The organism is Pseudomonas sp. JR33AA, from assembly GCF_021378985.1.
Classification (GTDB): domain Bacteria; phylum Pseudomonadota; class Gammaproteobacteria; order Pseudomonadales; family Pseudomonadaceae; genus Aquipseudomonas; species Aquipseudomonas alloputida.
Genome location: NZ_JAJSAW010000023.1, coordinates 46,003 through 59,903, shown reverse-complemented (window position 1 = coordinate 59,903; position 13,901 = coordinate 46,003). Strand labels below are relative to the sequence as shown.

At 66.2% G+C, this 13,901-nt stretch carries 1 protein-coding gene; it reads right to left on the bottom strand.

From position 1 onward, the window contains the following. Positions 1-13,822: non-ribosomal peptide synthase/polyketide synthase (locus LVS58_RS23430; protein WP_233693028.1), on the bottom strand; the 13,822-nt coding region annotated here is incomplete at its 3' end. Positions 13,823-13,901 lie beyond the last annotated feature (79 nt).

Sequence of the window (13,901 nt, the reverse complement as noted above, 5' to 3'; positions counted from 1 at the left end):
CGGGGGCCGGGTTCCACTGGGCGAAGGTGGCCTGCTGCTGTTGCGCATCGAGCAGCGTCAGGCTGCCCAGCGCCTGGTGCGCCGAGGCCTCGACAATCTGCTCCAGCAACTGCCGCAGGTGCCCAGCCAGTTGCTCGACCTGCACGGCAGCGAAGCAGCCACGGTCGTAGCCGAAGGTCACCGACAGCGTCTCGCCCTGGTTGACCGCCAGGGTCAATGGGTAGTTGGCCTGCTCATGGTTGTGCACCGCATCGAAACGCAGCCCCTCGGGTGCCGTTTGCTGGAGGATCTCCGAGACTGGGTAGTTCTCGAACACCATGATGCTGTCGAACAGGCCCTCGCCGCCGTGACCGGCCCAGCGCTGGATCTCGAACAAAGGCGTGTGCTCGTGCTCACGCAATTGCAGATTGAGGCTTTGCAACGCTTGCAGCCATTGCGCCAGGGGTTGTTCCGGACGCGGGCTGGCAACCACCGGCAAGGTGTTGATGAACAGCCCGATGTGCCCTTCGACGCCGCGCAGCTCGGCAGGGCGCCCCGCTACGGTGACACCGAATGCGACCGCCGCCTGCCCGGTATAACGCTGCAACAGCAGCAACCAGGCACCTTGCATCAAGGTATTGAGCGTGACCTTGTGCTGCCGGGCGAAATCACTGAGCTGGCGGGTCTGCTGGCGATCACGCAGCAGGACGACCTGCCCTTGCCCGGCCATGCCGGCGTCGGCCAATGGCTGGCCGGTCGCCAGGCTGCGGCTGAGCAGGGTGGGCTGTTCCAGGTCGGCCAGGCGGGCTTTCCAGAACTGCTCGCTGGCCTGCGCATCCTGGCGCTGCAACCAGCCGATGTAATCGCGGTAACGCCCTGCCGGCGCCGCTGGGCGAAGCTCGCCGCGGGCCTGGGCGCCGTATTGTTCGAGTACCTCCCCCAGCAGCTGCGAATAGCTCCAACCGTCCATGAGGATGTGATGGTTGGTGTCGATCAGGTGGTAGCGATCGTCGCCAATACGGATCACCTGGATACGTTGCAGCGGCGCCTTGCCCAAATCGAACCCGCGCAGGCGTTCGGCGTTGGCCAACTGGTCGAGTGCGGTGGGCAGCGCCAGCCGCTCGCGCCAGTCCTGGTACACCAGCGCCACGGCCAGGTGCTTGTGGATGACCTGCAACGGTTGCTGCTGGCCCTGCCACAGCACACTGGCGCGCAGCACCTCGTGGCGGTCGTACACGGCCTGCCAGGCAGCGCGCAGGCGTTCGGCATCCAGCCCCTGCACATCGGCACGCATCTGGTTGATGTAGTCACCGCTGCCCTGCTCGTACAGCGAGTGGAACAGCATGCCTTGCTGCATCGGCGACAGCGCGTAGATGTCTTCGACCTGCGCCGCCGGTACCGGCAACGCATCGAGCTGGGCCTGGCTCAGGCCCGCCAGCGGGAAGTCCGAAGGTGTCATGCCCTGTTCACCGGCCTCGTTGGCCTGCAGGCAATGCGCGACCAGGCTGCGCAGCTCGCGCCCGTAATCGTCCGCCAGGCGTTGCACGGTCTGTTCGTCGAACAGGTCCAGGCTGAACGTCCAGCCCATGCGCAGCTCACCGCCATAGACCTGGCCATTGAGGCTGAGCCAGTTTTCCAGCGGCGCGTCAGCGCTCTGTTCGGCGCCGACGCCCAGCAGGGAAGGTTGCAGCAAGGCATCACCGGCGCCATCGAAGCTGGCGTCGAACTGCCCCAGGTAGTTGAAGGTGATGCGGGGTGTTGCCAGGCCTTGCAGGGCCTGACGCTGGTCGTCACTGCCAAGGTAACGCAGCACACCGTAACCCAGGCCTTTGTTGGGGATGGCGCGCAGCTGCTCCTTGACCTGCTTGATCGACGCGCCCAGCTCGCCCTCGACGCGCAGGCACACCGGGTACAGGCTGGTGAACCAGCCGACGGTGCGGCTGAGGTCAAGGTCGGCGGACAGTTCTTCGCGGCCATGCCCTTCCAGCTGGATCAGCGTCGCGGCCTGGCCGCTCCAGCGGCCTACCACGCGCGCCAGCGCAGTCAGCAGCAAGTCGTTGACCTGCGTACGATAGGTGGCCGGAGCCTCCTGCAGAAGCTGCCGGGTCACTTCGCGGTCAAGTTGCGTGCTGACCGTGCGCGCACGTCGGCGTTGTTGCCCGCCGCCCGGGTGGTCGCATGGCAGCTCGGCGTGGTCGTGCTGCAATTGCGCCTGCCAGTAGGCCAGCTCGCGGCCAAGCCCTTCGCTGCGGGCATAGGCCTGCAACTGCCCGGCCCAGTCCCTGAGCGAACTGGTCTTGGCCGGCAGCACCACCGCTTGGCCCGCCACGCATTGACGATAAGCACGCTGCAGGTCTTCCAGCAGGATCCGCCAGGACACCCCGTCGACCAACAGGTGATGGATCACCAGCAACAAGCGCTGGCACTCGCCCGGTTGCGTGACCAGCACCGCACGCACCAGGTCGCCGTTGCCCAGGCACAGGCTGGCCTGGGCCTGGTTGCACAGTGCCTCCAGCGCCTGCGCATCGGCGCAGTCACGCTGCCACAACAGGGCGTGGCGCACGTGCGCTTCGCCGAAGCTGGCGCGCCAGCCCTGTTCGCTGTCGTCGAACTTCAGGCGCAAGCCGTCATGGTGCACCACCAAATGGCGCAGGGCGTGTTCCAGTTGGTCGGCATCCAGCGGCTGCAGGGTGTCCAGCAGCACCGACTGGTTCCAGTGATGGCGCGCTGGAATAGCCAGCGCGAAGAACTCGGCCTGGGCCGGCAGCAGGTGCAACTCACCGCTGACCGGGCCCTGGTCGATCTGCTGCTGAGCGGCACCCCGCCGAGCGACACGCGCCAGGCCCTGCACCGTCTGCTGCTCGAAAACATCCTTGGGGCTGAAGGCGATGCCGGCCTGGCGGGCGCGCCCGACCACCTGGATCGAAACGATCGAATCGCCGCCCAGCTCGAAGAAGTTGTCGTCCACGCCTACCTGGTCGAGCTTGAGCACGTCCTGCCAGATCGCGGCCAGCTGCTGCTCCAGTTCACTGCGCGGGGCAACATAGGCCTGGCGTGCCTGACTCATGTCCGGCAGCGGCAGCGCCTTGCGGTCTACCTTGCCGTTCGGCGTCAGCGGCAGGCGCGCCATCAGCACCCAGTGCACGGGTACCATGTAGTCCGGCAGGCGGGCTTGCAGGCGGGCTTTGAGCTGTTGCTTGAGCGCGTCGGCAGCCACAGCGTCATCCGCCACACAATAGGCCACCAACTGCGGCCCGTTGGCGCCGGGCTGGGCCATCACCACCGCTTCGCGTACCTGATCGCTGTCGAGCAACGCGGCTTCGATCTCGCCCAGCTCGATACGGAAACCGCGGACCTTGACCTGGTGATCGACCCTGCCGACGTACTCCAGCACGCCGTCGGCACGGCGCCGGGCCAGGTCGCCCGTCCGGTACAGGCGCTCGCCGGGCGCCCCGCAAGGGTGCGGAATAAAGGCCTGGGCAGTACGCAGTGGGTCCCCGACATAGCCTCGGCCCACGCCGGTGCCTGCCACGCACAGCTCCCCGGTAACGCCCAGCGGCGCCAGCTCCAGCGCGGCGTCCAGCACATACAGGCGGTTATTGTCGGTCGGGCTGCCAATGGGCAGGTACACGCCTTGGGTGCTCGCCAGGTCGACGCGGAAGAAGGCCACGTCATCGGAACATTCGGCCGGACCATAGGCATTGACCAACCCGACATCGGGATAGCGCTGCAACCATTGACGGGCGAGCTCCGGTGCCAGCGCCTCGCCAGTGGGCAGCATCCAGCGCAGCGTCGGCACCGCAATGGCCGGGGCCTGGAACATGCCCTGGATCAACGACGGCACGCTCTCCAGCACACTGATGCGCTGCTCGCGCACATGCTCCAGCAAGGCTTCGGGATCGTGCGCCAGTTCGTTCGGCACAATCTGCACACAGCCACCAAACAGTGGCGCTGCAAGGAACTGCCACACCGAGATGTCGAAGCTCTGCGACGCGGTCTGGGCAATTACGTCGTCCGGCCCCAGGCCCAGGTAAGGCACCTTGCTCAGCTGGTTGTTGAGCATCCCCGCCTGCTCGACCATCACCCCTTTGGGCTGGCCGGTCGAGCCTGAGGTGTAAATCACGTACGCCAGGTGCTGCGGGCCACTGTAGCGCTGCGGATCGTGCTCGGCGCTGTCAGGCCGGTCGAGTGTTTCCAGCACCAGCAGTTGCGGCCGCCGTGCTTCATCCAGCGCGTGCAGCAACGCCTCGGCCTGCGCCTGGCACGCCTCGGTGCAGAGCAGCACCGGGGTGCGGCTCAACGCGACGATATGGCTCAGGCGTTGTTGTGGCAAGCCAGGGTCCAGTGGCAGGTAGCCGGCGGCGGCCTTGAATGTGCCCACCATCATGCCCAGCAACTCAAGGCTACGCGGCGCCAGCAATGCCACTGGCTGATCAGGGCCGACGCCCAGGGCAATCAGCCCGTGGGCCACACGGTTGGCACGGCGGTTGAGCTCGCTGTAGCTGTAGTGCCGGTTGCCGCAGCGCGCAACGACCGCCTGCGGGGTACGGGCCACCTGGGCTTCGAACAGTTCGGCATAACTGTGCTGCAGCGGGTAATCGGCAGCCGTCTGGTTGACGTGCTGCAACAGCCCTTCGCGGGTAGCAGGGGCTACCAGGCTGAACGCGCCCAGGCAGCTGTCCAGCGGCAAGCTCAGGCACTGCTGTAACACATGCTGGAAGTTGTCGGCCAGCGCAGCCAGCGCCGGGCGCTGCAGATGCTCCAGCGCATGGCTGTAGTGCAACTGCAAGGTCTGCCCTTGGCTGATCGACAAGGTGAGCGGGTAATGCGTCTGTTCGCGGCTGTAGACCTCGCCGAAGCTCAAGCCTGCCGGGGCACCCTGCCGCAGGGCTTCGGAAACGGGGTAGTTCTCGAAGACCAGGATGTTGTCGAACAGGGCCTCGCCGCCCTGCCCGCTCCAGCGCTGGATGTCGAACAGCGGGGTGTGTTCGAACTCGCGCATGGCCACGTTCTGCGCCTGCAACTGCTGCAGGAATTGCGCGAACGGCAGCTGCGGGGCCGGGCTGGCAGTGACCGGCAAGGTGTTGATGAACAGGCCCACCTGCTGCTCGATGCCCGTGAGCGCAGCCGGGCGCCCGGCAACCGTGGCCCCGAACGTGACGCTGTCCTGCCCGGTATAGCGTTGCAGCAGCAGCAACCAGGCCCCTTGCAGCAAGGTGTTGAGGGTAACCTTGTGCTGGCGCGCCAGGGCCACCAGCTGCCCGGTGGTGGCGGCATCGATCACCTGCAGATGTTCGGCGTAGCCCTGCCCGGCTTCGGCCTGGGCCTCGTAGGCAATGGCCTGCGCCAGGCGGGTGGGCCCTTGCAAGTCGCGCAGGCAGTCTTTCCAGAACGCTTCACCGGCAGCGGTGTCCTGCCGTCCCAGCCAGTCGATGTAATCGCTGTAGCGGCTGGTGACCGGTGGCAATGCCGAGGGTTGCCCGTCGCCCAGCAGGGCGTACTGGTGCAGCACTTCGCCCAACAGCTGGGAGTTGCTCCAGCCATCCATGAGGATGTGATGGCTGGTATAGAGCAAGTGCTGTCGGGCCGGGGCGGTGCGCACCAGTGCCAGGCGCAGCAACGGCGCCTGGCTGAGGTCGAAGCCCTGCTGGCGCTGGTCGAGCGCCAGTTGCTCGAGGGCGGCCTCGAGGCCGTCGCGCCCCTGCCAGTCGTGCACCACGAACGGCAGTTCAACGTGTTTGCGCACCACCTGCAGGGCCTGCTCGTGCTCCCAGTAAAACTGCGTGCGCAAGATATCGTGGCGCTGCAGTACAGCCTGCCAGGCACGGCGGAAACGCTCGACATCCAGGCCGTCGACATCCACGCGCATCTGGTTCACGTAATCCCCCGCCTGCTGCTCGTACAAGGCGTGGAACAGCATGCCCTGCTGCATCGGCGCCAGCGGATAGAGGTCGGCAATCTCGGCCGCGGGCACTGGCAGTTGGTCCAGCTGGGTTTGCGACAGGCGCGCCAGCGGGAAGTCGGACGGCGTCACGCCGCACACCCCCGGTGTGCAGCAGTGCTCGATCAACGCCTGCAACTCGCGGGTGTAATCTGCGGCCAGGCGCTCAAGGGTGGCGCTATCGAACAGCTCGCGACTGAAGGTCCAGCCCAGGCTCAGCTCACCGCCGTACACCTGGCCATTGAGGCTCAACAGGTTGCCCAGCGGGGCCTGCGCGTCGTGATCGGCGCCCTTGTCTTCCCTGGCCGGCACGAACAGCGCTTCGGCCTGATCGAAGCTGCCATCGAACTGGCCCAGGTAGTTGAAGGTGATTTCCGGCAGCTGTGCCTGGCCCAACTGCTGGCGCGCCTCGGCACTGCCCCATTGGCCCAGCACCCCGAAACCGATGCCGTTGTCAGGAATGCTGTGCAGGTGCTGCTTGACCTGCTTCAAGGTGTGCGAAAGCTCGCTGGGCACCGCCAGTTTCAGCGGGAACACCGTGGTGAACCAGCCGAGCGTGCGGCTGAGGTCCAGGTCGTCGAACAGCGCTTCACGGCCATGCCCTTCCAGCAGCACCGAGACTTCGTCGCGCCCGGTCCAGCCTGCAATCACCCGCACCAAGGCTGCCAGCAGCAGGTCGTTGACACGTGTGCGGTAGGCGGCCGGCGCCTCTCGCAGCAGCCGCTCGGTCCAGGCCCGGTCCAGGCGGCTGTAGACCGTGTGGGCGTGGCACTGCAGATTGGCTGCGGCCAGGTCGGTGACCTGCCGACGTGGCAGTGCGGCGCCCCCCAGCAACTGCTCGCGCCAGTAGCCAAGCTGGCCCTGCATGTGCGCTGCATGCCCCTGCAGGCGCTTGGCCCATGCCTGCATGGAATGGCTCTTGGCGGGCAGGTTCGGCTTGTTACCCGCAAGCACGGCAGCGTAGGCCTGTTGCAGGTCCTCCAGCAGGATGCGCCATGACACCCCGTCCACCACCAGGTGATGAACGACCAACAGCAAGCGTTGGCTGCCGTTCGCCAGCGTTGCCAGCAGCGCGCGCAGCAATGGCCCGTTTTCCAGGTCAAGGCTGCGCTGCGCCTGCTCTACCAGGGTTTGCAACGCACCTTCGTCGGCCACCGCGGCCTGCCATAGCAGTGCCGCCTGGGCGCACTGGGCGGGGCTGCGGTAGCGCGCCTTCCAGCCGTCATCGGCGGCTGTGAAACTCAGGCGCAAGGCGTCATGGTGCTCGACCAGGGCTTGCAGGGCCTGGTCCAGGTCAGCAGCGTTCAAGGGCTGCCGTGGCTCAAGCAGAATCGACTGGTTCCAGTGGTGACGTGCCGGAATCACCTGGGCAAAGAACAGCTGGTGCACCGGTAGCAGCACCTGCTCACCGCTGAGCGGCCCCTGGTCGGCCTGCGCTTCGCATGCGCCGACCTGGGCAACGCTGGCCAGTGCGGCCACGGTCTGATGCTCGAACAGATCACGGGCACTGAACAGCAGGCCGTCCTGACGCGCACGACTGACCAGCTGGATCGAGATGATCGAGTCACCCCCGAGTTCGAAGAAGTTGTCACTCACGCCCACCTGCGGCAGCTTCAGCACGCGCTGCCACAACTCGGCAAGACGCAGCTCCTGGGCATTGCGCGGCGCAACGTAGGCCTGCTGCAAGGCGCTGAAGTCGGGTGCCGGCAGTGCTTTGCGGTCGAGCTTGCCGTTGGGCAGCAACGGCAGTTGTTCAAGCATCAGCCAGTGGGTCGGCAGCATGTAGTCCGGCAGGTTCTGGCGCAGCGCTGCCTTGAGCTGCTCGCGCTGCTCGGCCGGCCCGTGTGCGGCAATGCTATCGGCCAGTACCAGGTAAGCCGCCAGCTGCTTGCCGCTTGGCCCGTCAACGGCCACCACCACGGCCTCGCGCACCTCGGCGCAGGCCAGCAGGCACGCCTCGATTTCGCCCAGCTCGACACGGAAGCCGCGGATTTTTACCTGGTTATCGACCCGCCCCAGGTAATCGAACTGCCCGTCGGCGCGCAGGCGAACCTGATCACCGGTGCGGTACAGGCGCGCACCCTCGGTGCCGAACGGGTCGGGCACGAAGCGCTCAGCCGTCAGCCCTGGACGCCCCAGGTAGCCCCGGGCAAGGCCCGTACCGCCCAGGTACAACTGCCCGGCCACGCCTGCTGGCAGCAGGCCCATGGCGGCGTCCAGCACACACGCGCTGCGCGCGCCGACAGGCTGGCCGATCGGCGCGTAGGCGCTGTCGCAATGATCGCCGGCGCGGGTGCGCCAGACCATCGGCGTGACCACGGTCTCGGTGGGGCCGTAGCCATTGATCATCACCTGGGGTTGCAGGCTTTGCTGCACCCGCTCATAAGTCGCCCGCGGCATGGCGTCGCCGCCAAAGCTGTAAAGACGAACCGGCGGAGGGTTACCGGCATGCGCCGCATGCTCGGCCAGCTGTTGCAGGTAAGCCGGGGGGAAACCGGCCATGGTCACCCCATGGCGGCGCATTTCCTCGTAGGTGCGCTCTGGGCTCCACAGCTCATCGTCGCGCAGCAGCAGGCTGCCGCCCATGACCAGCGAAGTCAGCCAGCGTTCATGGGCACCGTCGAAGGCAAACGACAGGAAATGCAGCTCACGGTCCGCCGGGGTCATTTCGTACCATTGGCCGGTGGCCAGGCAGTGCATGGCCAGCGGCCCGTGTGCGACCGCAACACCTTTGGGCTGGCCGGTAGAACCCGAGGTGTAGATCACGTAGGCCAGGTTGTGTGGGCTCAATGCCACGGTGGGCGCATGTTCGGCGCCTGGCTGCGCAACCAGCTGGTCGAGCAGCAGCGTACGAATGCCGGCCTGCACGTCCAGGCCGGGCAGCACCCGGCTGTGGCTGAGCAACAGGTCGATACCGCTGTCCTGCATCATGTAGGCCAGGCGCTCTGCCGGGTACTGAGGGTCCAGCGGCAGGAACGCGCCCCCGGCCTTGAGAATGCCCAGCAAACCGACAACCATGTCAAGCGACCGCTCCAGGGCGATGCCCACCAGCACGTCGGGGCCGACACCCAGCGCCCGCAGGCGGTGTGCCAGCTGGTTGGCCTGGGCTTCGAGCTGGCCGTAGCTCAGTTGCTGGTCACCGCACAGCAGCGCTACCGCTTGCGGCTGGCGCCGTGCCTGCTCGGCAATCAGCTGGTGAACCGCCGCGGGCTCAGTTGCCAGGGCAGCCTGCTGCCAGCCCTGCAACAGCGCCGCCTGCTCCTGCGGCGCCAGCAACGCCAGCTCGCCGACAGCCTGGCCAGGGTCGGCGGCCAGGCCACGCAGCAAGTTGCACCAGTGCTCAGCCATGCGCTGCAGGGTAGCGGCTTCGAACAGCTCGGCGGCGTAGAGGAACGAGACGTTGATCGCTGCGTCCGTCTCCAGGGTTTCCAGGGTCAGGTCGAATTGCGCAGTGCCACCCTGCAGGGTCATTTCCTCGGCATGCAAACCTGCCAGGCTGGTGCTGCCAACCTGCTGGCCGGCGATGCTGAGGTGGTTGTACATCACCTGGAACAACGGGTTGCGGTCCAGCGAGCGTTGCGGGTTCAAGGCTTCGACCAGGCGGTCGAACGGCAGGTCCTGATGTGCCTGCCCGGCCAGTGCCGTGGCCTTGATCTGGCTGAGCAGCGCCGCGCCGCTCATGGCCGGGTCCACTTCGACGCGCATGACCAGGGTATTGACGAAAAAGCCCAGGACGTTTTCCAGTTCTTGCCGGCTACGGTTGCTCACCGGTATGCCGATGCGCACATCGGGTTGTTCGCAATAGCGTTGCAACAACAGGGCAAATGCGCCGAGGAACAGCTGGAACAGGGTCAGCTCATGCTCACGCGCCAACTGCCGCAGGCGCTGTGCCAGATCGTTGTCCAGGGCGAATGCGACCCGCCCCAGACGATGGTCTTTCAGCGCGCTGCGCGGGTGGTCGACTGGCAGCTCCAGGATTGGCTGCTCGCAGCCCAACTGCCCGCGCCAATAGTCCAGCTGGCGCTGGAGCTCGCCCTGGTCGAGCCAGTGCTTGTGCCAGGCGGCGTAATCGGCGTACTGGATCGGCAGCTTGACCAACGCCGGTGCCTCGCCCCGGTGCAAGGCCTGGTACAGGGCAACGAACTCACGCACCATCACGCTCATCGAGCCACCATCGGAAATGATGTGGTGCAAGGTGACCACCAGCAGGTGGTCCTGCTCGCCCAACTGCAGCACCTTGGCGCGCCACAATGGGCCGGTGCCGAGGTCGAACAGCCGCTGGGTTTCGGCCAGTACCTGAGCCTGTATCTGTGCCAGCTCGGCCGTTGCCGGCAGTGAGTCCCAGACCAGCGGTAACTCACCCGCAGGCTGGATGCGCTGCAGCAACACCCCATCGTGCTCGACGAACGTGGTGCGGAAAGCTTCATGGCGCTCGCTGAGGATCGCGAAGGCCTGGGTCAATGCGGCACGATCAAGTTCGCCGCGCAGGCGCACGACCATAGGCGTGTGGTAGGCGGTGCTGTGCGGCTGCATCTGCCAGAACAACCATTGCCGCTGCTGGGCGTGCGAAGCGACGAGGGGCTGGTCACGCGGCACCGCTGCGATCGGCTCGACGTGCTGCGCGTCAGCGCTCAGTACCTGTTCGGCAAAGCCCTGTAGCGAGTTGCTGTCGAAAAGGCTGCGCAACGGCACGTCACGCCCCAGGATGCGCCGGACCCGGGCGATGATCTGCGTCGCCAGCAGCGAATGCCCACCCAGGGCAAAGAAGTTGTCGTCAAGCCCTACCTGGGCGACGTTCAGCACGTCCTGCCAGATCAGCGCCAGCTGCTGCTCCAAGGTGGTCTGCGGGGCACGGTAGGCCAATGCCGGGCCTTCGTCAGGCACCGGCAAGGCACGCAAATCGAGTTTGCCGTTGAGTGTCAGTGGCATGCCGGGCAATGCCATGAAGCGGCTCGGCAGCATGTAGTCCGGCAGCTGCCTGGCCAGCGCCGTGTGTAATTCGGCAAGCACCTGCGGGGCGTCGGCCTGGCTGTCGGGGACCACGTAGGCGACGATACGGGCCGCGCTGCCGGTGCCGTGGATAACGGCCACGGCGTCGTGCACACGGGGTTGGCGCTTGAGGGTGTCGGTGATTTCACCCAGTTCGATCCGGTAACCACGAATCTTTACCTGATGGTCGACCCGTCCCAGGTAATCGACCTGGCCGTTCGCCAACTGCCGCGCCAGATCACCGGTACGGTACACACGGCTACCGGCGGCCCCGAACGGGTTGGGCACGAAGCGTTCGGCGGTCATGGCCGCGCGGCGGTGATACCCTCGCGCCACCCCTGCGCCGGCAAGATACAACTCGCCCTGGCAGCCGGTGCTCAGCGGTTGCAGCGAAGCGTCCAGCACATAAGCCTGCATGTTGGCCAACGGCCGCCCAAGCGGCGCGCGGCCCGTCGCCGGTAGCGCCTCGACCGCATCGGCAAGTGCGCCCACGGTGGTTTCGGTAGGGCCGTAATGGTTGAACAGCGTGCAGTGCGGGGCCAGCTGCGCCAGTTGCGCCATCAGCCCGGCGGGGCACGCCTCGCCGCCCAGCACCAGCGCACGCTGCGGCAGTGACCGGGCCGGGTGCGGGCCATCAAGCAATGCCTGCAGGTGGGAAGGGACGATTTTCAGCACGTCCACGGCGTGTGTGTGCATGTAGGCGGCGAAGCGTTCGGCGTCCAGGCTGATGTCCAGGGGAATCACATGCAGGCAGCTGCCGCTGCACAGTGCACCGAACAGGGTGGTGTGGCCAAGGTCGGCCGCCAGCGTGGAGACCACCGCCATGCTCGCGGCCTGGCCCAGCGCCAGGCGCTGCAAGGCCGCCTGGACGTAGTTGGCCAGGGCACCATGGCTGATGGTGACACCCTTCGAGCGCCCGGTAGAGCCCGAGGTGTAGATGACATAGGCCAGGTTATCGGCATTCAGCCGTGCAGGCGGAGCCGCCGTACTGAAGCGCGCCAGTTCCTCTGCTGCCTGGTCGAGCACCAGGTAGCGCACGTGTGTGTCCTGTGGTAGGCGGGGCAGCAGCGCCTGCTGGGTCAGCAGCAGTTGAACACCGCTGTCGTCGACCATGTAGGCAAGCCGCTCTTGCGGGTACTCGGGGTCGAACGGCACATAGGCACCGCCGGCCTTGAGGATCGCCAGCAGGCCAACGATCATCTCCACCGACCGTTCGACTGCAATACCCACCAGTACTTCAGGCCCGACGCCCCACTCGATCAGGTGGTGTGCCAGCCGGTTGGCATCGGCATCCAGTTCGGCATAGCTCAGTTGCCGGTCGCCGAACACCAGTGCCGGCGCCTGCGGCTGCTGCGCCACCTGCGTGGCGAACAGCGCAAGCACGCTGTCTACAGCGAACTCGCTGGCTGCCGGTTGGCTGGCCTGCAGCAGCCGCTGCCGCTCACCGGCCCCCAGCAGCGGCAAGTCGCCGATGGCCGCCAGCGGGTCGGCGGCCATCGCTTGCAACAGGTTCAGCCAATGGCCCGCCATCCGTTCGATGGTGGCCGGGGCGAACAATTCGCGGGCATAGGTGAACGCTGCCTGCACCTGGCCGTCGCGCTCCACGGTATCGAGAGTGAGCTCGAACTGGACACTGCGCTCCTGGCGCTCCAGCACGTGCAGTTCGAGGCCTGATTCGCTGCGCAAGGCGCCGATGTCGGCGACGTTCGCCTGATGGTTGTGCAACACCTGGAACAACGGCGTATGGCTGAGGCTGCGCTCGACCTGCAGGCCTTCGACCAAACGCTCGAACGGCAAATCCTGGTGGCTCTGGGCCGCGCGGGTGGTTTCGCGGATATCGGCCAGCAATTGGGCGACGGACATCTGCGGGTCGAGCTCGGTGCGCAACACCTGGGTGTTGACGAATACGCCAATCAGCCCCTCGACTTCTTCGCGATTGCGGTTGGCCACCGGCACCCCGACACGGATGTCCTGCAGGCCACTGTAATGCTGCAAAAGCAGCTTGAAGCCGGCCAACAGCACACTGAACAAGGTAACCCCTTGCTGACGCGCCAGGCCCGCCAGGCGCTCGCTCAGGCCCTGTGGCACCGCGATGGGCAGGCGCTGGCCCTGGCGGCTGGCATGCAGCGGGCGCGGGTAGTCGGCAGGCAACTGCAATACCGGGTGCTGGTCGCCCAGCTTGGCCTGCCAATAAACCAGCTGTCGCGCCTGCTCCCCGGCCTCCAGCCAACGCCGCTGCCACAGCGCATAGTCACTGTACTGGATCGGCAACTCAGGCAGCACCGGCACCTGACCGCGAACCAACGCGTCGTAGCCGTGGACGAATTCCTGGATGAGCACGTTCATCGACCAGCCGTCGGCGACGATATGGTGCAGGGTCAACAGCAGCACATGCTCCTGGGCCGCCAGCTTCAGCAAGCGCACGCGAAACAGCGGGCCCTGCTGGAGGTCGAAGGGCAAACCGGCTTCGTCCCGCACCGCCTGCGCGACGGCGGCGTCGCGGGCCTCGGCGGCCAGCGCCTGAAGGTCGTGTTCTTCAATGACGATGGCCGCTGGCTGCACCACTTGCACCACGGAGTCACCCTGGGTCTGGAACACAGTGCGCAGGGCCTGGTGACGCTGCAGTACCTGCTCGAACGCGCGCTGTACCGCCGAGGTGTCCAGTGCCCCTTTCAACACCACCGCACTGGGCAGGTTGTAGGCGGCACCGTGTGGGTCCAGTTGCCACAGAAACCACATGCGCTGCTGGGCATAGGACAGTGCATGGCGATCGTCGACGGCGACGTCCGCAGGGATCGGGAATTGTGAAAAGTCGATACCCTCGCTGGCCAGGGTTTCGAGAAACAGCCGCCGCTTTTCCACCGGCAGCTCAATGAAACGGCGGGCGAGCTTCAGGGACTTCTCAACATTCATCTGGTTTCATCCGTGCACATGGGTTTCGAGTAACGACTCGGCTATCCCTACGAAACGGATGGAACACCGGGAAAATTAA